The organism is Dickeya sp. ws52, from assembly GCF_007210685.1.
GTDB lineage: Bacteria > Pseudomonadota > Gammaproteobacteria > Enterobacterales > Enterobacteriaceae > Dickeya > Dickeya chrysanthemi.
The window spans coordinates 52,218-72,549 of the sequence record NZ_SZVX01000024.1; the positions used below are offsets into that span (position 1 = coordinate 52,218).

The 20,332-nt window shown below is 56.9% G+C and carries 19 protein-coding genes; 8 read left to right on the forward strand and 11 right to left on the reverse strand.

All coding sequences use genetic code 11. The features are described from left to right. Positions 1-106: 106 nt before the first annotated feature. Genes FDP13_RS19130 through sdhC form a run of 4 tightly spaced genes read right to left on the reverse strand, consistent with a single transcriptional unit; the run spans position 107 to position 3,338 of the window. On the reverse strand, positions 107-823 hold the full coding sequence (locus FDP13_RS19130) for a succinate dehydrogenase iron-sulfur subunit (protein ID WP_012770590.1): 717 nt from the start codon (positions 821-823) through the stop codon (positions 107-109). Positions 824-841: 18 nt separating this feature from the next. Beyond that, on the reverse strand, positions 842-2,608 hold the full coding sequence (gene sdhA, locus FDP13_RS19135; protein WP_012770591.1) for a succinate dehydrogenase flavoprotein subunit: 1,767 nt from the start codon (positions 2,606-2,608) through the stop codon (positions 842-844). Next, a complete protein-coding gene (gene sdhD / locus FDP13_RS19140) occupies positions 2,608-2,955 on the reverse strand; it encodes a succinate dehydrogenase membrane anchor subunit (RefSeq protein WP_012770592.1) in 348 nt (115 codons plus the stop codon). The genes sdhA and sdhD overlap by 1 nt, the downstream gene beginning before the upstream one ends. Next, the gene (gene sdhC / locus FDP13_RS19145; RefSeq protein WP_012770593.1) at positions 2,949-3,338 is read right to left on the reverse strand and encodes a succinate dehydrogenase cytochrome b556 subunit; all 390 of its coding nucleotides are present in this window, start codon (positions 3,336-3,338) and stop codon (positions 2,949-2,951) included. The genes sdhD and sdhC overlap by 7 nt, the downstream gene beginning before the upstream one ends. Positions 3,339-3,989: 651 nt before the next feature. Between sdhC and FDP13_RS19150 the strand changes: the two genes are divergently transcribed. Next, positions 3,990-5,276: a citrate synthase gene (locus tag FDP13_RS19150; RefSeq protein WP_012770594.1), complete on the forward strand. Its 1,287-nt coding sequence runs from the start codon at positions 3,990-3,992 to the stop codon at positions 5,274-5,276. A 97-nt stretch (positions 5,277-5,373) separates the two neighbouring features. Here the strand turns inward: FDP13_RS19150 and pxpA are convergent, their stop codons facing one another. The 7 genes from pxpA to FDP13_RS19185 form a co-directional block, all read right to left on the reverse strand. Then, positions 5,374-6,111 (reverse strand): 5-oxoprolinase subunit PxpA, encoded by a 738-nt coding sequence (gene pxpA, locus FDP13_RS19155; RefSeq protein WP_033575590.1) that lies wholly within the window; start codon positions 6,109-6,111, stop codon positions 5,374-5,376. Then, a complete protein-coding gene (pxpC, locus tag FDP13_RS19160) occupies positions 6,101-7,030 on the reverse strand; it encodes a 5-oxoprolinase subunit PxpC (RefSeq protein ID WP_033575591.1) in 930 nt (309 codons plus the stop codon). The genes pxpA and pxpC overlap by 11 nt, the downstream gene beginning before the upstream one ends. Further along, entirely contained in the window at positions 7,024-7,683 is a 660-nt protein-coding gene (gene pxpB / locus FDP13_RS19165) for a 5-oxoprolinase subunit PxpB (protein WP_143840159.1), read from the reverse strand. The genes pxpC and pxpB overlap by 7 nt, the downstream gene beginning before the upstream one ends. A gap of 89 nt (positions 7,684-7,772) precedes the next feature. Next, complete coding sequence (locus FDP13_RS19170) at positions 7,773-8,516, reverse strand: type 2 GTP cyclohydrolase I (RefSeq protein ID WP_143840160.1); 744 nt, start codon at positions 8,514-8,516, stop codon at positions 7,773-7,775. A gap of 30 nt (positions 8,517-8,546) precedes the next feature. Then, positions 8,547-9,977, reverse strand: a complete 1,431-nt coding sequence (gene phrB, locus FDP13_RS19175; RefSeq protein WP_033575594.1) for a deoxyribodipyrimidine photo-lyase — start codon at positions 9,975-9,977, stop codon at positions 8,547-8,549. A gap of 55 nt (positions 9,978-10,032) precedes the next feature. Further along, positions 10,033-10,992, reverse strand: a complete 960-nt coding sequence (locus tag FDP13_RS19180; RefSeq protein ID WP_143840161.1) for a DUF523 and DUF1722 domain-containing protein — start codon at positions 10,990-10,992, stop codon at positions 10,033-10,035. 192 nt (positions 10,993-11,184) lie between these two features. Further along, on the reverse strand, positions 11,185-11,391 hold the full coding sequence (locus FDP13_RS19185) for a YbfA family protein (protein WP_143840162.1): 207 nt from the start codon (positions 11,389-11,391) through the stop codon (positions 11,185-11,187). A 425-nt stretch (positions 11,392-11,816) separates the two neighbouring features. On the opposite strand from FDP13_RS19185, the gene kdpF reads away from it, so the two are divergent. From kdpF to FDP13_RS19220, 7 genes are all read left to right on the forward strand, one after another. Continuing rightward, on the forward strand, positions 11,817-11,879 hold the full coding sequence (gene kdpF, locus FDP13_RS19190) for a K(+)-transporting ATPase subunit F (RefSeq protein WP_071595868.1): 63 nt from the start codon (positions 11,817-11,819) through the stop codon (positions 11,877-11,879). Further along, the gene (kdpA, locus tag FDP13_RS19195; RefSeq protein WP_143840164.1) at positions 11,879-13,564 is read left to right on the forward strand and encodes a potassium-transporting ATPase subunit KdpA; all 1,686 of its coding nucleotides are present in this window, start codon (positions 11,879-11,881) and stop codon (positions 13,562-13,564) included. The genes kdpF and kdpA overlap by 1 nt, the downstream gene beginning before the upstream one ends. A 14-nt stretch (positions 13,565-13,578) precedes the next feature. Beyond that, a complete protein-coding gene (kdpB, locus tag FDP13_RS19200) occupies positions 13,579-15,645 on the forward strand; it encodes a potassium-transporting ATPase subunit KdpB (RefSeq protein ID WP_143840165.1) in 2,067 nt (688 codons plus the stop codon). Between the two features lie 15 nt (positions 15,646-15,660). Continuing rightward, on the forward strand, positions 15,661-16,236 hold the full coding sequence (gene kdpC / locus FDP13_RS19205; protein ID WP_143840166.1) for a potassium-transporting ATPase subunit KdpC: 576 nt from the start codon (positions 15,661-15,663) through the stop codon (positions 16,234-16,236). Positions 16,237-16,286: 50 nt separating this feature from the next. Next, the gene (kdpD, locus tag FDP13_RS19210; protein ID WP_012770605.1) at positions 16,287-19,016 is read left to right on the forward strand and encodes a two-component system sensor histidine kinase KdpD; all 2,730 of its coding nucleotides are present in this window, start codon (positions 16,287-16,289) and stop codon (positions 19,014-19,016) included. Continuing rightward, positions 19,013-19,702 carry a two-component system response regulator KdpE gene (gene kdpE / locus FDP13_RS19215; protein WP_143840167.1) on the forward strand — a complete coding sequence of 230 codons (690 nt, stop codon included), beginning with the start codon at positions 19,013-19,015 and terminating at the stop codon, positions 19,700-19,702. Before kdpD ends, kdpE begins: the two co-directional genes overlap by 4 nt. An 85-nt stretch (positions 19,703-19,787) precedes the next feature. Then, positions 19,788-20,216, forward strand: coding sequence for an EamA family transporter (locus tag FDP13_RS19220; protein WP_143840168.1), 429 nt, complete (start codon positions 19,788-19,790; stop codon positions 20,214-20,216). Positions 20,217-20,332 lie beyond the last annotated feature (116 nt).

The window sequence follows — 20,332 nt, forward strand, 5'->3', positions numbered from 1 at the left end:
AGGAACCTTTAAAAAACGGTTCAGGCGCGCGAGCCGGTTTTTAAAGGTTTCCTACCGTTCCCCCGCGTTGCGGCGGGGGAGCCGGTTTGTTACAAGCGTCTGAAAATCAGGCGCTACGCTGCAACAACATCGACTTGATATGCCCGATGGCACGCGTCGGGTTCAACCCTTTCGGGCAAACGCTGACGCAGTTCATGATGCTGTGACAACGGAATACACTGAAAGCATCGTTCAGGTCATCCAGACGCGATTTCGTTTCCGTATCACGGCTATCGATCAGGAAACGGTAGGCAGCCAGCAGACCAGCAGGCCCGATAAACTTGTCCGGATTCCACCAGAACGACGGACAGGATGTAGAACAGCAAGCGCACATAATGCACTCATACAACCCGTCCAGTTTTTCCCGCTGCTCCGGTGATTGCAAATGCTCGCGAGCAGGCGGATTTTTCCCATTATTCAACAGGTAAGGCTTAATTTTCTCATATTGGGCGTAGAACTGCCCCATGTCTACCACCAAATCGCGCACCACCGGCAGCCCCGGCAAGGGACGGATCACAATTTTGTTATTACCATTGCGTAAGGTGGATACTGGGGTGATACACGCCAGGCCATTCTTGCCATTCATGTTCAGGCCGTCGGAACCGCACACGCCTTCACGGCAGGAACGACGAAATGCCAGCGTCGGGTCCTGCTCTTTCAGGAGAATCAACGCATCCAACAGCATCATGTCGCGGCCTTCTTCCGCCTCCAGCGTATAGTCCTGCATACGCGGGGCGCTATCGACATCCGGGTTGTAACGATAAACGGAAAATTCAACTTTCATCGCTTTATCTCCGCACAATTAATAGGTACGCACTTTCGGCGGGAACGCCGGACGCAGTTTAGGCTGCATGTTGACCTCGCGGCGCGTCATGCTTTCGGTTTGCGGTTGATACAGCGAATGGCACAACCAATTTTCGTCATCACGATCAGGATAGTCGAATCGGCTGTGGGCACCACGGCTTTCAGTACGGAAGTTTGCAGACACCGCGGTGGCATAAGCCGTTTCCATCAGGTTATCCAGCTCCAAACATTCGATACGCTGGGTGTTGAACTCGCTTGATGTGTCGTCCAGACGGGCGTTTTTGAGACGTTCACGAATCACTTTCAACTCGTCCAGCCCCTTCGCCATCGCATCGCCTTCGCGGAACACCGAGAAGTTGTTCTGCATACAAGACTGCAACGCTTTACGGATTTCTACCGGATCTTCGCCGGAACGCGTGTTGTTCCAACGGTTAAGTCTGTCCAGCGAGGCTTCGATATCGGAATCACTGGCATCACGGCTAACGCCTTGTTCAGCCAGAGACTCCTGCAGGTGCATACCGGCGGAACGACCGAATACCACCAAGTCCAGTAACGAGTTGCCGCCTAAACGGTTAGCACCGTGCACCGATACGCAGGCGATTTCACCCACAGCGAACAGACCCGGGATCACCACATCTTCGCCCTTCTCGTTCACCGTCAGCGCTTGTCCCGTTACTTTGGTTGGGATACCGCCCATCATATAATGGCAAGTCGGAATAACCGGAATCGGTTCTTTCACCGGGTCGACGTGGGCAAATGTACGAGACAGCTCCAGAATCCCCGGCAGACGAGACTCAAGCACCTCTTTGCCCAGGTGATCCAGTTTCAGCTTGGCATGTGGCCCCCAAGGACCGTCACAGCCACGCCCCTCACGGATTTCAATCATGATGGAGCGAGCCACCACGTCACGCCCTGCCAGATCTTTAGCGTTAGGCGCATAGCGTTCCATAAAACGCTCGCCGTGTTTGTTCAACAGGTAACCACCCTCGCCGCGGCAACCTTCGGTCACCAGCACACCAGCGCCGGCGATGCCGGTTGGGTGGAACTGCCACATTTCCATGTCCTGCACCGGTACACCGGCACGCAGCGCCATACCGACGCCGTCACCGGTGTTGATGTGAGCATTGGTAGTGGATTGATAAATACGGCCGGCGCCGCCGGTTGCCAGCACCGTGGCACGAGCTTTGAAATAAACGACTTCGCCGGTTTCAATACAGATAGCCGTACAACCGACCACCGCGCCATCCTGGTTTTTCACCAGATCCAACGCATACCATTCGGAAAAAATGGTGGTGTGGTTTTTCAGGTTCTGCTGATACAGCGTATGCAACAGCGCATGGCCGGTACGGTCCGCCGCCGCCGCGGTACGGGCAGCCTGCTCGCCGCCGAAATTCCTGGACTGACCGCCGAACGGACGCTGATAAATGCGGCCATCATCCAGACGGGAGAACGGCAATCCCATATGTTCCAGCTCCAGAATCGCTTCCGGGCCGGTTTTACACATATATTCAATCGCGTCCTGGTCACCGATATAGTCGGAGCCTTTCACGGTGTCATACATGTGCCATTCCCAGTTATCCTCGTGGCTATTGCCTAGCGCTACCGTAATGCCGCCTTGAGCGGATACAGTATGGGAACGAGTCGGGAACACTTTTGATAATAAGGCGCAAGACAACCCCATTTGGGAAATCTGCAGCGCAGCGCGCATACCTGCACCGCCTGCACCGACAACAACGGCATCAAACTCTCTGACTGGCAAATTCATTACGCACCCCACACCACAACAGTTCCATAAATGACATACACCAACAACGCGACCACAATAGCCAGCTGTAAGGTCAGCCGAATAGCCAGCGGTTTGATGTAGTCAGTCAACACCTGCCACATCCCGATCCAGGCATGGACCAGAATGGCGAATAAAGTCAGCAGGGTGAACACCTTGGTGAGATGCATGGCGAAGAAACCGCGCCAGACTTCATATGTGATGTGGCCGGCGCTGGCCACAAAACCAACGATATAAAGGACATACAGCACGATGACGATGGCAGAAGCGCGAATTAACAACCAATCGTGTACGCCATTACGCCCCAATGCGGAGGCATTGCTTACCATACGAGGACTCCAGCCAAAAGTGAAAGCACGACAGTAATGATGAAAGAGATTTTTGCAGAACGTGATCCCGCCTCGAAGTTCTCTTCGATATAGCCGAAATCCATCAACAGATGACGCAGACCCCCTACAATATGATAGGCCAATGCGGTCAGAATGCCCCAGACAATGAATTTTACGATGAAGCCGCTCATGATGGCCGCTGCCTGAGCAAACCCTTCCTGCGAAGAGAGCGAAAGGCCCAACAGCCACAACAGAATACCCACAGCGACAAACGTAATAACGCCGGAGACACGGTGAAGAATAGATGCTATCGCGGTAACGGGGAACCGGATCGTCTGCAGATCCAGATTGACAGGTCTTTGTTTTTTCACGGGTTTGCCCACACAGCTTTTATTATTTTCTTCCTCCGGACCTGTTGTGGGGTCAGACAGTGTGGACGATGAGATGATGCTTGTCTCTGTCAATGCGCGACTGAATATGAATCCTTTATTTCACTCACACAAATCGATCACACTGGGTGCTCCTACTGCAGGGTATTCCGGAGACCTGGCGGCAGTATAGGCACTTCACATTCCCATTACAATTACCCTACAAACTGTTTGGGCACATTTGCCCTGAACAGTGATTAAGATCACGATTTTCACAATTTATATAAAATTAATTATCTGATTTGACAAATCTTCAACATTTAAATTACAACTAGGGCCCAAGAAACCCTATTGCCCTGTTAAAGCTCATCGGTAGCTCTTTCCCATTCACCAAAGTTATGTAACAGTGGGAAACAAAGTCCCCGGAAAAGTGATAAGTACTGGCTACACTTATGAGTAGGACAGGGCTAAATACCCGAGCTGGGAGAGCAACGAGTTCATCCTGACAGTGGCTGCCTGACGATAATGGTCAACTCTGTACCCGATTCCATTTCCGATCACAGAGTGATGTCTGGTCTGTTTACTTTGTCCAGCGTGCGGGCATGACGGTATTTCTGCAGTGACGAATTTTTAAAATTAAAGATTAAAGCGCTAAGGAGACTGTAAATGGCTGATAAAAAAGCAACGCTTACGATAGACGGCAAAGAAGCGATTGAGCTGAATGTCTTGTCTGGTACGCTTGGCAACGATGAAATTGATATTCGTAGCCTTGGTTCTAAAGGTTATTTCACGTTTGACCCCGGTTTCACCTCCACCGCATCCTGCGAATCCAAAATCACTTACATTGACGGCGACGTGGGTGTACTGCTGCACCGCGGCTACCCGATTGCGCAACTGGCGGAAAAATCAAATTATCTGGAAGTCTGTTATATCCTGTTGTTCGGCGAAGCGCCGACGCAAGAACAGTATGACACCTTCAAAACCACCGTTACCCGTCACACGATGATTCACGAGCAGATCACCCGCTTGTTCCACGGCTTCCGTCGCGACTCTCATCCCATGGCGGTACTGTGCGGCGTAACCGGCGCGCTGGCGGCCTTCTACCATGATTCGCTGGACATCGGCAACGAGCGTCACCGTGAAATCGCCGCTTATCGTCTGCTGTCGAAAATGCCGACCGTCGCTGCGATGTGCTACAAATACTCCATCGGCCAGCCGTTTGTTTATCCGCGCAATGACCTGTCCTATGCCGGTAACTTCCTGCACATGATGTTCTCCACCCCGTGTGAAGAATATGTGGTGAACCCGGTATTGGAACGCGCGATGGATCGCATCCTGATCCTACATGCCGACCATGAGCAAAACGCCTCCACCTCCACCGTACGTACCGCAGGCTCTTCCGGCGCCAACCCGTTCGCCTGTATCGCCGCCGGTATCGCATCGCTATGGGGGCCGGCACACGGCGGCGCCAACGAGGCTTGTCTGCGTATGCTGGAAGAAATCAGCTCAGTGGAGCACATTCCGGCGTTCATTAAACGCGCTAAAGACAAGAACGACTCGTTCCGTCTGATGGGCTTCGGTCACCGCGTGTACAAAAATTACGACCCGCGTGCAACGGTTATGCGTCAAACCTGTCACGAAGTGCTGAAAGAACTGGGCACCAAAGACGATCTGCTGGAAGTGGCGATGGAGCTGGAAAACATCGCGCTGAACGACCCGTACTTCATTGAGCGTAAACTCTACCCGAACGTAGACTTCTACTCCGGCATCATTTTGAAAGCCATGGGGATTCCGTCCAGCATGTTCACGGTGATTTTCGCGATGGCGCGCACCGTCGGCTGGATCGCTCACTGGAGCGAAATGCACGGCGAAGGGCTGAAGATCGCCCGTCCGCGCCAGTTGTATACCGGTCATACCGAACGCAATTTCGAACCGGTTATCACCAAGCGCTAAATGCTATTGCCGTTCATTGTAAAAGGTCGGGTTTTTTTACCCGGCCTTTTTACTAATGGCAACGCTATTTCCTTGATACTCAGGCACTTCATCTTCGTTAGCGGGCCGTCACCTGTATACCGTATTGGACGAAACTCTCCCTGAGTCGACGGGCAAAAAGCAGCGCATGTGCGTTATCGCCATGCAGGCAGACCGTTTCCGCCTGCACCGCAACCCAACTGCCATTGCCGGCGCGAACCCGCTGACGCAGCACCATTTCCAACGTCTGAGCCAGCGCCAGCTCATCGCTGCTGATCACGGCCGAAGGCTGATCACGCGGCACCAGCGAACCATCCGCCTGATAGCTGCGGTCAGCAAAAACCTCCTGTCGGGTTTTCAACCCGGCACGTTTGCCGGCACGAATCAACTCACTGCCCGCCAACCCGACCAAACACAATGACGAGTCAACTGCCGCGACGGCACGGGCAATCGCATCCGCCAGCGCGGGGTCACGCGCCGCCTGATTGTAAAGCATACCATGCGGTTTAACATGGAACAGGCGCGCGCCTTCCGCCTTGACGATCGCCGCCAGCGCGCCAATCTGGTACAGCACCTGTGCATACACCGTTTCCGGCGGTACATTCATGGCCGTTCGGCCGAAGTTTTCACGATCGAAAAAACTCGGGTGAGCACCGATCGCCACGCCATACTGGATAGCCCAACGCACCGACTGGCGCATCAGACTGGCGTCTCCGGCATGGAAACCACAGGCGATGTTAGCGGAAGACACCAGCTGTAACAGCGCCTCGTCATGTTGGCCGCCTTCACCCAGGTCGGCGTTCAGGTCAATTACCATGTAACCTCCAGGCCAATTGATCCAGATAGCGTTGCTGTTCCTGCCATGCTCGCTGAGCCTCATCCAGCGAACAACGGATAAAGTGAACAGGCTCGCCTAAACGTAACTGCGCCATATTGTATAAATCGGCATCAATAACACAGCCAATACGCGGATAACCGCCGGTCGTCTGTGCATCGGCCATCAATACGATCGGTTTACCGTTATGCGGCACCTGAATAACCCCCGGCAGCAAGCCGTGCGACAGCATTTCCCGCTGTTTTTCACGCTTCAACGCCGGCCCCAGCAGGCGGTAGCCCATGCGGTTACTCTGTGGGCTCAGATGCCAGCCGGTACGCCAGAAATCATCGCGCGCCTCTTCACTAAATTCCTGATATTCCGGCCCCGGCAATACTCGAACCCGGTTGCTGAACAGCAGTTGCTTAACGCCGACCGAACGGCTGGGTAAGCGCCGCGGCACGCCCAGCGGCAGCTCGTCCCCTTCCGCCAGCGGGCGTCCTGCCAGCCCGCCGATCCCGGCGGTCAGATCGGTACTGCGGGATCCCAGCACGTCCGGCACCGCAATGCCCCCGGATACCGCCAGATAGCTGCGCATACCGTTGCGCGGTGAGCGCAGACGTAGCGTCTGCCCCCGTTGCACGGCGAAACACCAGCCGGTCCATAACGTCTTGCCATCCAGCGCGGCATGGCAGTCCGCTCCGCTCAACGCAATCCAGCATGGCGTGGTAAACGTGACCACCAGTTGTCCTAATGTGATTTCCAGCGCCGCCGCGTTCTCATCATTGCCTACCAGCAAGTTAGCGAGTTTTAATGCCGGACTATCCAGCGCGCCGCACTGACTGATCCCCAACCGACGCCATCCCGGACGCCCGAGATCCTGCACGGTGGTCTGTAATCCTGCCCGGATAATCTTCAGCATATTCCCTCCCGCTGCGGTACGAAGCGTACCTGGTCCCCTGGCCTTAGCAACACAGGCGGTATTTGCGTCGGTTGGAACAGTGCCAGCGATGTCCAGCCAATCAGTTGCCAGCCACCCGGCGTACTGAGTGGATAAATCCCGGTCTGATTGCCGCCAATCGCTACCGACCCGGCAGGCACTCTTACGCGCGGCTCGGCTCGGCGCGGTGTGGACAGCGCCTCATCCAGCCCGCCGAGATAGGGAAACCCAGGCTGGAAACCAAGGAAATAGACGGTATAGCGCCCGGCGGCATGACGTTCCACCACCTGCTGCGGCGTCATGCCGCAATGTTCCGCCACGACATTCAAATCCGGCCCCTGTTCGCCGCCATAAATCACCGGAATGTTGACTTCACGCGGCTGTACTTCGAGAAAAGACTCACTTTCTTCCCACCAACACTGCAACCGTTCAATGGCGTCCAGCGCCTGCTGGTGCGGGTTACTCAGCACCACCGTCAGGTTATTCATGCCGGGAATGACTTCACTGACCTCGTCATGTTCAGCCAACCGTTGCGCCAGTCCCCAGATCCGTTGCTGGCTTTCCAGCCGTAGTGGTGGTTCCAGTTCCAGCACTACCGCTCTCTCGCCCAATAAATAACAGCGCGCGCGTTGCATTCGTCCTCCCGCCAGATGTTGTCTGCCTTAATCACGCACTCAAATCACGTACTCTCCCGCTATCGCATCATGCGCAGCATTGAGCCCGATTACGCCGGATTAGCAATATCGATGAATGTCACCTCAAAACCGTGTTGCGACGCCAGCCACTCTCCTAAGGCGCGGATACCGGCTCGCTCGGTCGCGTGATGCCCGGCGGCATAGAAATGCACCCCCATCTCACGGGCGGTATGGATGGTTTTCTCCGACACTTCGCCGGTGATGAAGGCGTCGACGCCGAAGTCCGCCGCCTGGTCGATAAAACTTTGTCCGCCGCCGGTACACCAGGCAACGCGCCGAATCTGCGCAGGTGCATTATCGCCGCAATGCAGCACCGGTCGTTCCAGCTCCGCCTCCAGTTTGCGGCGCAAATCGTCGCCGCTGCAAGGCTGAGCCAGCTCGCCGTATGGCAACAGCGATTCGATTTCGCCCTGCACCCGGATATCCAGCATCGCGGCCAGCCGGGCGTTGTTCCCCACTTCGGGGTGAGCATCCAGCGGCAGGTGATAGCCATACAAATTGAGATCATTAACCAGCAGGGTCTTCAGGCGCTGGCGTTTCATACCACGCACCACCGCCGGCTCGTTGCGCCAGAAATAGCCATGATGGACCAGCACGGCATCGGCCTGCTGCGCCACGGCGGCATCCAGCAATGCCTGACACGCCGTCACGCCGGTAACGATGCGCCGAACCTCGCTGCGCCCTTCCACCTGTAACCCATTGGGGCCGTAATCCTGAAACGCCGCTACATTAAGAAAACCGTTAATCAGGCTTTCCAATTCGGTATTACGCATAGCTTGTGCTCCTTGTGTCTGTAGTGGCGATCATGCCGTTTCACTCTTTTTGGCGGCCTCGAATGCCGTCAAGGTGCGCGTGCGCGCCTGTTTATGGTCAACAATCGGCGCCGGATAATCAATGCGTCGGTGCTGGCGTATCGCCCAATCGTGAGGTTGATGCACGGCTTTCCCCGGAATCTGCGCCAGCTCCGGCACCCACCGTCGGATAAACTCGCCTTCCGGGTCGAAACGTTCGCCCTGTGTGGTCGGATTAAAAATACGGAAATAAGGCGCGGCGTCGGTGCCGGTGGAAGCCGCCCACTGCCAGCCGCCGTTATTGGCCGCCAGATCGCCATCCAGTAAACGGCTCATAAAATAACGTTCGCCTTCACGCCAGTCGATCAACAGATCTTTCACCAGAAAACTGGCGCAAATCATACGTAGCCGGTTGTGCATCCAGCCGGTCTGGTTTAACTGGCGCATCGCCGCATCAACGATGGGATACCCGGTTTCCCCCCGCTGCCACGCCGCCAGTTCGTCCGGGGCATTGCGCCAGGCGACCTTCCGCGTCCAGCCAATAAACGGCTGGTGCTTACATAGCGACGGGCTGAATACCAGCAGGTGGCGGTAAAACTCGCGCCACACCAGCTCGTTGAACCAGGTGAACGCACCGCTTTCCGGCCGGGTCAGCCAATCTGGGTGCTCCATTCGTAACCGATTGAAACACTGACGCGGCGACAAGATACCCAACGCTAAATACGGCGACAACTTGCTGGTAGCGGCCTGTGCGGGCAGATCACGCCGTTCATGGTAGAACGCCGCCTGTTCACGGCAAAACTGGCGCAGGCGTTGCAACGCGGCCGATTCGCCAACGGGAAAATCAGCATGAACATCGGTTTGCGGATAGTCGAACGGCGCTAGCGGCACGAGTGTGAACTCCCCCTGATGGCGGGCAACCGGCGCGGGCACCGAGCCGACATCCTGTTGTTGCAGACGTTTGATAAAGGCGGCGCGAAATGGGGTAAACACCTTGTACATGTCGCCGGAGCCGGTCACCACGCTGCCGGGCGGCAACAGCAGGCTGTCGTCAAAACCATAGCAATCGGTCACGCCTGCCAGCGCCGGTTCCAGTTGCTCATCGCGCCGGCGCTCATTCCACTCGTACTGACGGTTGTAAAACAGCCGCGTTACCTGATGCTCGCGGCAGAAAGCAGTCAGCCAGCGCACGCTGGCGGCAAAATCATCGCACTGATGGTAGTGCAGTGGGATGCCTTTCTCCTGTAGCGCCTGTTGCAAACAGCGCAAATTACCCAACAGAAAGGCCGCCTGACACGGCGCCATGTCATGGCTGGCCCACTGTTGCGGCGTCGCGATAAACACCGCTTCAACCCGTGCTTCAGGATCCTGGCAAGCGGCGTGCAACGCCAGATTATCGGTAAGGCGTAAATCGTGACGAAACCAAACCAAATGTGTGGTCATGAACCATCCTTAACGTACTACTGAAAACAAGAACCAACTAAAAACGAGCAATAACTTAGTGGCCATAACGTAACCGCAACGCCTCTGGATAAGGGTCGAAATAGCGCTGCTGCGATAACCAGTCGTCCGGGTATTCCGTCATGTAGTGACGCAGCAACGTCAGCGGCGCCAGCAGTGGCTGCACCCCCTGACGGTAGCGCTCGATCAATTGCGCCAGCTCTTGTCGTTGCCCGGCCGTCAATTGACGGCGGAAGTACCCTTGCACATGCATCAGCACATTGGTGTGATTGCGACGAGAAGCAGGACGTGACAGTAGCCGCATCAAACGCAAGCGGTATTCCGCCGCAAATGCCTCCAGCGACGCCCACTGGTCCATCGCGGCAACAAAGGGCCCCAGTTCGCGGTACGCCGGCTGTGAGTGCGCCAGCAATAACAACTTATAGCGGCTATGGAAACGCATCAGTGCGCTACGGCTCAATTCTTTTTCCCATAACTGATTGAATTCATGAAGTGCATAAACACGCGTAATAAAGTTCTCGCGCAATAGCGGATCCTGCAAGCGACCATCCTCTTCCACCGGCAGCCACGGTAAGGTTTGCTGTAACTGCCGGGTAAACAACCCGACCCCGCTTTTACGCGCGTTATTCTGCTCGGCCTCATACACTTTGACGCGCTCCATACCGCAACTGGGTGATTTGGCACAGACGATGTAACCGCACAGATGAGCCAGTTGCGCCGTTCTGGCCGCAGAGAACGCCGCCATGTTTTCCGTTACATCCAGCCCGGAACCATTGCTGGCAAGCAAACGGATCTCCCCCGAATCCGACTTCACTAACCGCAACGCCGGACGCGGCACCGGTAAACCAATCCCCATCTCCGGGCAGACCGGTTCAAAATGGAAATAAGGCGCCAACTGCTCAACAGCGAAAGCCAGCCGTTTATGCCCGCCATCAAAACGTACCGGATTGCCCAGCAGACAGGCACTAATACCAACGGAAATCAGCTCGACCGTCATGATATCCCCTTGATTAAAAGAGAGTGCTATTGCCATAGCATAGCAGAGCGCACGATGACGCCGCAGAGTTGCGCAGTCACGCAGAATACCGCAGTCAGATGATCAGCAAAAAACGGGGAACAGAGGACAACGACGGCAACGGCGCGGAAAGGAATAACACCCGGCAAGCGACTTACCGGGACGGGGGGATAATCAGTAAAAATACCCGGCGGCATCCTCCGATTGTTCCAGCCACACCGGTTTATCGCTGGTCTTAAGCCAGACGCGATGCAGGTAGCTATAAAAGCGGGAACGGCCTCGCCAAAACAGCATAATCGGCAACGCCAGCGTGCCCACCACCACCACGGCAGTACGGCGCAGTACGATGCGATACCAATGATAGACAGCATAGGACATCATAATAACGCCTCCTGATGAAGTGATTTCCTGGTTAAATTTTACACTCATCGGACCAGATGGCAACATAAAAAACGGCTGTTTTTTCATGGTCATCAATAGGTTAATAGAAAGTTAAATTTTTGAGCTGCGCAAGTTGCTTGCCGCAGCGTCACACCGCCCCCTTCGCGGCTCTGGCGTATCGGCCGGCCGATTCTCGTACTTTAACTGAGCTATCTTTCACCATTTTTATACTTTTTTTACGCCCGCTCCGTGGAAATTTGCACCTTCTTTTTCTCACTCTGCGTAGCCTGACTATCGCGGAAAGTCGTCCTTCCTGCGGCACATGGCGACCGGCTCGTTACCGCCGCAGAGCAAGGCGATGACCGAATGATAGTGTGTCAACACCGTTGGAGGTGACTGTGAATATTGGCTTGGTGGCAAACGGTATGCTGGTAGTACTACTGCTGGTTTATCTTTTTTATGCATTGCTTAACGCGGAGGAATTCTGATGCCCAGCGATGCTTTTTTACTCATCGTCAGCCTGTTCGCATGTTTGCTGATGCTGGCGCAACCACTCGGTCAGTTTATAGCGCGGCTGGTGGAGGGCGAAACCGGCGTCTTGCGTCGTTACGAACTGAGCGTAGCCCGGCTGTGTGGCTTTTCAACCCGTGAAATGGGATGGCAGCACTACACCATCGCGATTCTGCTGTTCAACCTGATGGGTATCGTACTGCTGTTCCTGATGCTGATGTATCAGGATCGTTTACCGTTAAATCCTCAGCACATGCCGGGGCTGTCCTGGCATTTGGCGCTCAACACGGCGATCAGTTTTGTAACCAACACCAACTGGCAGGCTTACAGCGGGGAGAATACGCTCAGTTATTTCAGCCAGATGGTAGGGCTGACGGTACAGAACTTCCTGTCCGCCGCCACCGGTATTGCCGTCGCGTTCGTGCTGATGCGCGCCTTTGCCCGCCGCACTACCCATGAACTGGGCAACGTCTGGCTGGATCTGCTGCGCATCAATCTGTATTTACTGCTGCCGTTCTCGCTGTTGCTCAGCCTGTTCTTCATCAGTCAGGGCAGCATTCAGAACTTCCTGCCCTACCAACATCTCACTACGCTGGAAGGCGCATCGCAAGTGCTGCCGATGGGACCATTGGCCTCGCAGGAAGCGATTAAGATGCTCGGCACCAACGGCGGCGGCTTTTTCGGCGCTAACTCGGCGCACCCGTTCGAAAACCCGAATGCCTTGACCAACTTCGTGCAGATGCTGTCCATCCTGGTGATCCCGGCAGCGCTGTGTTTTGCCTTTGGCCGGGTGGTGAATGACCGTCGTCAGGGCCATACCCTGCTGTGGGCGATGTCGCTGATGCTGATCGTCGCGACTGCGTTGGTGATGTACGCCGAAGTCAGCGGCAACCCACATCTGTTGACGCTGGGCGCAGACAGTGCGCAAAACATGGAAGGTAAGGAATCTCGCTTCGGTGTACTGACGTCGGCCTTTTTCGCCGCCATCACCACCGCCACGTCTTGCGGCGCGGTCAACGCCATGCACGATTCGTTTACCGCGCTGGGTGGCCTGATCCCGATGTGGCTGATGCAGATTGGCGAAGTGATCTTCGGCGGCGTGGGCTCCGGTTTCTACGGCATGTTGGTGTTCGTCTTGCTGACGGTATTTATCGCCGGGCTGATGATTGGCCGCACCCCGGAATATCTCGGCAAGAAAATCGAAGCCTGGGAAATGAAAATGGCGGCGTTAGCCATTCTGATTACCCCGGCACTGGTGCTGCTGGGCACTGCGCTGGCGCTCAGTACCGAAGCCGGGCGCGCCGGTATCCTGAATCCGGGCGCGCACGGCTTTAGCGAAGTGCTGTACGCCTACTCGTCCGCCGCCAATAACAACGGCAGCGCGTTTGGCGGCCTTAGCGTCAACACCCCGTTCTACAACCTGACGCTGGGCATCGCCATGCTGTTGGGGCGTTTCTCGTCGCTGATCCCGGTGCTGGCGATCGCCGGTTCGCTGGCGGCGAAAAAACGCCAGCCGGAAACCAAAGGCTCGTTGTCTACCCGCGGCCCGCTGTTCATCGGCCTGCTGATCGCCATCATTTTGCTGATTAGCGCGCTGAACTTTATTCCTGCCCTGGCACTCGGTCCCGTTGCCGAGCATTTACAGTCCAGTCTGGTTCACTGAGCCGGAGAAAGAAGATGATTCGTAAACAGCAAACGCTTTTTGATTCCGCACTGTTGCGTAATGCACTGGTGGATTCGGTAAAAAAACTCGACCCGCGCATCCAGTGGCGCAACCCGGTCATGTTCGTGGTGTACATCGGTAGCCTGCTGACAACGGGTATCTGGCTGGCTATCGTCAGTGGGCAAACCGACGGCAGCGCCGGGTTCACCGGTGCCGTCGCGCTATGGCTGTGGGTAACGGTTCTATTCGCCAATGTCGCCGAAGCGCTGGCGGAAGGGCGCAGCAAGGCGCAGGCGGAAACCCTGAAAGGCGTGAAAAAAACCAGTTGGGCCAACAAGCTTGCCGCCCCGCATCATGACGCCGCCAGCCAGAAAGTACCGGCCGACAGCCTGCGCAAGGGCGACGTGGTGCGGGTATCCGCCGGCGAGATGATCCCCTGCGACGGCGAGGTGCTGGAAGGCGGCGCCTCGGTGGATGAAAGCGCGATCACCGGCGAATCCGCGCCGGTGATCCGCGAATCCGGCGGTGATTTCGCCTCGGTAACCGGCGGCACCCGCGTGCTGTCCGACTGGCTGGTGATCCAGTGCTCCGTCAACCCCGGCGAAACCTTTATCGACCGCATGATTGCCATGGTGGAAAGCGCCAGGCGCCGCAAAACGCCGAACGAGGTGGCGCTGACCATCCTGCTGGTGGAACTGACCATCATTTTCCTGCTGGTGGTTGCCACACTGGCGCCGTTTTCCCGCTTCAGCGTAATGGCCAACAACGGTGGTTCGGTCATCAGCATCACCGTGCTGGTGGCGCTGCTGGTGTGTCTGATTCCCACCACCATCGGCGGGCTGCTGTCCGCCATCGGCATCGCCGGCATGAGCCGTATGCTGGGCGCCAACGTTATCGCCACCAGCGGCCGTGCCGTGGAAGCGGCTGGCGACATCAATGTGCTGTTGCTGGACAAAACCGGCACCATCACGCTCGGTAACCGTCAAGCCTCCGCATTTCTGCCGGCGCCGGGCGTCAGCGAACAGTCGCTGGCCGACGCCGCGCAACTGGCCTCGCTGGCTGACGAAACCCCGGAAGGCCGCAGCATCGTAGTGCTGGCCAAACAACGTTTTGGTTTGCGTGAACGCGCATTGCGGGATCTGGACGCCACCTTCGTGCCGTTCTCGGCGCAGACTCGCATGAGCGGCGTCAATATTCAGGGCCGCACTATCCGCAAAGGCGCGGTGGACGCGCTGCGCCGCTATATTGAAGCCAATCAGGGCCAGTTCCCGGCCGAGGTGGAAGACGCCGTCGCCAGCGTCGCGCGTCAGGGCGGCACCCCGTTGGTGGTCGCCGAGGGCAAGCGCGTACTGGGCGTGGTAGCACTGAAGGATATCGTCAAAGGCGGCATCAAGGAACGCTTTGCCGAACTGCGCAACATGGGTATCAAGACCGTCATGATCACCGGCGATAACCCGCTGACCGCCGCCGCCATCGCCGCCGAAGCGGGTGTAGATGATTTTCTGTCGGAAGCCACGCCGGAAGCCAAGCTGGCGCTGATTCGCCAGTATCAGGCGGAAGGCCGCATAGTGGCGATGACCGGCGACGGCACCAACGACGCCCCGGCGCTGGCGCAGGCCGACGTGGCGGTGGCAATGAACTCCGGCACCCAGGCGGCCAAAGAAGCGGGCAACATGGTGGATTTGGATTCCAACCCCACCAAGCTTATCGAAGTGGTGCATATCGGCAAACAGATGCTGATGACCCGCGGCTCTCTCACCACTTTTAGTATCGCCAACGACGTAGCCAAATACTTCGCCATCATTCCAGCCGCGTTCGCTGCAACTTACCCGCAGTTAAACGCGCTGAACGTGATGCACCTGCACTCCCCCACCTCGGCGATGCTGTCGGCGGTGATCTTCAACGCGCTGATTATCGTGTTCCTGATCCCGCTGGCGCTAAAGGGCATCAGCTACAAACCTATGAGTGCCGCCGCGCTGCTGAGTCGCAATTTGTGGATTTACGGGCTGGGCGGCCTGCTGGTGCCGTTCATCGGCATCAAGCTGATCGATGTATTCCTGACCATCACCGGACTGGCGTAACCGAAGGTAATCATTATGAATTATATCCGTTCTTCCCTGGTGTTATTGCTGCTGATGACACTGGTAACCGGTGTGGGTTATCCGTTACTGGTCACCATGCTGGGGCAGTCGCTGTTCCCGGAGCAAGCCAACGGTTCCCTGCTCTACCGGCAAGGCAAACCGGTCGGTTCGTCGCTGATTGGGCAAGCTTTCAGCCGTGACGGATACTTCCAGGGCCGCCCGTCCGCCACCTCGGACAGCGCTTATAACACGATGGCGTCCGGCGGCAGCAACCTGGCGGTCAGCAACCCGGCGCTGGACAAGGTCGTCAGCCAAAACGTAACCGTCTGGCACCAGCGCCGCAGCGACAACGCGCCGGTGCCGGTGGAACTGGTTACCGCATCGGCCAGCGGCCTGGATCCGCATATCTCGGTACAAACCGCCGTTTATCAGGCCGGGTTGGTGGCCAAGGCGCGCGGCCTGCCGCTGGAACAGGTAGAGCAATTGATCAACCGCACTACCTACACGCCGCGGCTCGCATTTATCGGTATGCCGGTAGTGAATGTCGTAGAATTGAATATGGCGCTGGACCAGCTTAAACCGCTTCCCTGATGAACAAATCACGGTGTCGTCTGAGCATACATGATTGATGAGGAACAGAAATGACCGACGAGGAGCAACATCGCCCCGATCCGGACAGCCTGCTGAGCCAGATTGAGGAGCAACCACGCGGCAAGCTGAAGATCTTCTTCGGCGCCTGCGCCGGCGTCGGTAAAACCTACGCGATGTTGCAGGAAGCGCAACGCCTGAAAGCGCAAGGGCTGGATGTGCTGGTCGGGGTGGTGGAAACTCATGGGCGCAGCGAAACCGCAGCGCTGCTGGCAGGCTTGCCGCACCTGCCGATGAAGAAAATCAGCCATTATGGCCGTCATCATCATGAATTCGATCTGGACGCGGCGCTGGCGCGCTGCCCGGCGCTGATCCTGATCGACGAACTGGCGCACAGCAATATTCGCGGTTCCCGCCATCCTAAACGCTGGCAGGACGTACAAGAGTTGCTGGACGCCGGTATCGATGTGTTTACCACCGTCAACGTGCAGCATCTGGAAAGCCTGAACGACATCGTTGGCGGCGTCACCGGCATTCGGGTGCGGGAAACCGTCCCCGATCCGATTTTTGACGATGCCAATGAAGTGGTGCTGGTAGACCTGCCGCCTGACGACCTGCGCCAGCGTCTCAACGAAGGCAAAGTCTACCTGCCGATGCAGGCGGAACGCGCCATCGAAAACTTCTTTCGCAAAGGCAACCTGCTGGCCCTGCGCGAGCTGGCGCTCCGGCGTATGGCCGATCGGGTGGATGATCAAATGCGGGCGATGCGCGCCAGTCAAGGTCGTGAGCGAGTCTGGCATACCCGTGATGCCATTCTGTTGTGCATTGGCCGCGGCGCAGGCAACGAAAAACTGGTGCGCACCGCCGCTCGTCTGGCCGCACGATTGGGCAGCATCTGGCACGCGGTTTACGTCGAAACGCCGCGCCTGCATCGCCTGCCGGAAGGCGAACGACGCGCCATTTTACGCGCATTGAAACTGGCGCAGGATCTGGGAGCGGAAACCGCCACCCTTTCCGATCCATCGGTAGAACGTGCGGTACTGCGCTACGCCCGCGATCATAATCTCGGCAAGATTGTTATTGGCCGTCACACCGAACAAAAACTCGGCTGGTGGCGCCGTACCCGCTTCGCCGAGAAACTCGGAAAATTAGGGCCAGACCTCGATCTGGTCGTTGTTTCAGTACAAGACGACGCCACGCCGCCACCGCCTAAAACACCGGACGCCCGCGCAATAACCGATAAATGGCGACTACAGTTCTACGGCGGCGGCGTTGCCGTACTACTCTGCATGTTGATCACGCTACTGGCGCTGTGGTCGCCGTTTTCCATGCTGGAACCGGTCAACCTAGTGATGCTTTATTTGCTGGCCGTAGTGATCATCGCACTGTTTTATGGCCGCTGGCCGTCGGTATTCGCCGCCGTCATCAACGTCGCCAGCTTTGATCTGTTTTTTGTGGCGCCGAAAGGCACATTCGCCGTTGCCGATGCACAGTATCTGGTCACGTTTGCGGTGATGCTGACCATCGGGATTCTGGTGGGAAATCTGACTGCGGGGGTCCGTTATCAGGCGCGCGTCGCCCGCTACCGCGAGCAGCGCGTAAGGCATCTGTACGAAATGTCCAAAGCGCTCAACCGCAGCCTGTCGGTAGAGGATATTGCCAAAGCCAGCCATCATTTTCTGCGTTCAACCTTTCAGGCCAAGATAGCCATTTTGCTGGCCGAACCGGTCTCATCCCCGATGGCGGAGCTACAACAGGTCGCGCTCGATGAGCCCGAGCAACTGATCGTCGACCGGGCTATCGCCCGCTGGAGTTACGATCACGCCGCCCCCGCCGGGGCCGGTACGTCCACGCTGCCGGGCGTTCCTTATCAATTGTTGCCGCTGGCGACACCGCAAACGACGTTCGGTATTATCGCCGTCGAGCCGAGTAACGTGCGCCAGTTGATGATTCCGGAACAGCAACGCATGTTGGAAACCTTCACCGTCCTTATCACCAACGCGCTGGAACGCCTGCAACTGGTCCATAACGCCGAAAATTCGCGTCTGGACGCCGAACGCGAGCAACTGCGCAACTCGCTGCTGGCGGCGTTATCCCATGATTTACGTACTCCGCTGACCGTGTTGTTCGGTCAGGCGGAAATTCTGACGCTCAACCTGGCTTCCGAAGGCTCGCCTTATGCGCCGCAGGCCAGCCAGATTCGCCAGCACATCCTCAGTACGACGCGGCTGGTCAATAACTTACTGGATATGGCGCGTATCCAGTCCGACGGCTTTAGTCTGCGCAAAGAGTGGCAAACGCTGGAAGAGTTAATCGGCAGCGCATTGCGACAGTTGGAAAACTCACTGGCAAGCAATACTATTCAATTACGGTTGCCGCAGGACATGCTGCTGGTGTATTGCGACGCCAGCCTGATCGAACGGGTGTTGATCAACCTGCTGGAAAACGCCATCAAATACGCCGGCGAGCAGGCGACCATTCTTGTTTCCGCCAGCCGGGTATCCTCATCGGTTGCCAGCGACCTGCTGGAAGTGCAGATTCAGGATAACGGCCCCGGCATCCCCGCTGGTCAGGAAAAAATGATTTTTGACAAGTTTGCCCGCGGGCACAAAGAGTCTTCAATTCCCGGCGTTGGGCTGGGATTGGCCATCTGCCGGGCGATTGTAGAGATTCACGGCGGGCGAATCTGGGCCACCAACGCGGATGAAGGCGGTGCGGTGTTCCACTTTACTTTGCCGCTGGTTGCGCCGCCGGCGCTCGAACCTGAAGAGATGGAGTCCTGACCCTGTTACAGACCAACATTCTGATCGTAGAAGATGAAAAAGAGATCCGGCGTTTCGTCCGTAACGCGCTGGAGGGCGAAGGCTGCCGCGTATTTGAAGCTGAAACGCTGCAACGAGGATTGATAGAAGCGGCGACCCGCAAACCGGATCTGATTATTCTTGATCTGGGGCTGCCCGATGGTGACGGCATTGATTACATCCGCGATCTGCGGCAGTGGAGCGCTATTCCGGTTATCGTGTTGTCCGCCCGTACCGACGAACAGGATAAGATCGACGCGCTGGATGCCGGAGCTGAAGATTATCTCACCAAGCCGTTCGGCATTGGCGAACTGCTGGCGCGGGCGCGAGTGGCGCTACGCCGCGTGAGCGCATCGCAGCAGGAAACCCCGCTGATTACCTTTTCAAACGTCACCGTGGATTTGATTAATCGCCAGGTGATACGCAACCAGCAAGAGTTACATCTGACGCCGATCGAATTCCGGCTGCTGTCCACCCTACTCGCCAACCCCGGCAAGGTGCTGACGCAGCGTCAACTGCTCAATCAGGTTTGGGGCCCCAACGCGGTGGAGCACAGCCACTATCTGCGTATTTATATGGGGCATTTGCGCCAGAAACTGGAAGACGACCCGGCCCGCCCGCGCCACTTTTTGACTGAAACCGCCATCGGCTACCGCTTTATGCCCTAGGCACGCACTCGCCTTCGCGCCTGACGCTGGCGCCCTGCCGGTGTCAGGCGTAGCATCCTGACTTTTACCCACGAGAAAAATATCAATGAGTAGTTGGTTACTTTACGCCTTGCTGTCGGCGTTATGCGCCGCGCTGGTGGCGCTGTTTGGTAAAATCGGTCTGCAACAGCTGGACGCCAACACCGCCACCGCCGTTCGTGCCGTGATTATGGCGCTGTTTCTGGTCGGCGTGGTGGTGGTACAAGGCAAATCATCGCTGTTCAGCGCCGTACTCGCCAACCATAAAGCCATGCTGTTTATCGTACTGAGCGGAGTCGCCGGCGCACTGTCCTGGCTGTTTTATTTTATGGCGCTGAAAAACGGCAGCGTCGCGCAGGTGGCGCCCATCGATAAACTCAGCGTAGTGTTTGCCGTCATTCTGGCGGCGCTGCTGCTGGGTGAAAAGGTGTCGCTGCTGGCAGGGGTTGGCGTCGCGCTGATTTCCGCCGGCGCGTTGCTGGTGGCGCTGGGGTAGGCGATGGGCAGTAAAAAAGGCGCTGTCTGCACAGCGCCCGAGGCTGTTGACAAACAGCTATATTGTCTTGTGAATGGTGAAGTTTGTCCGGTCAGTGAATAATTTCGTGCGGGATA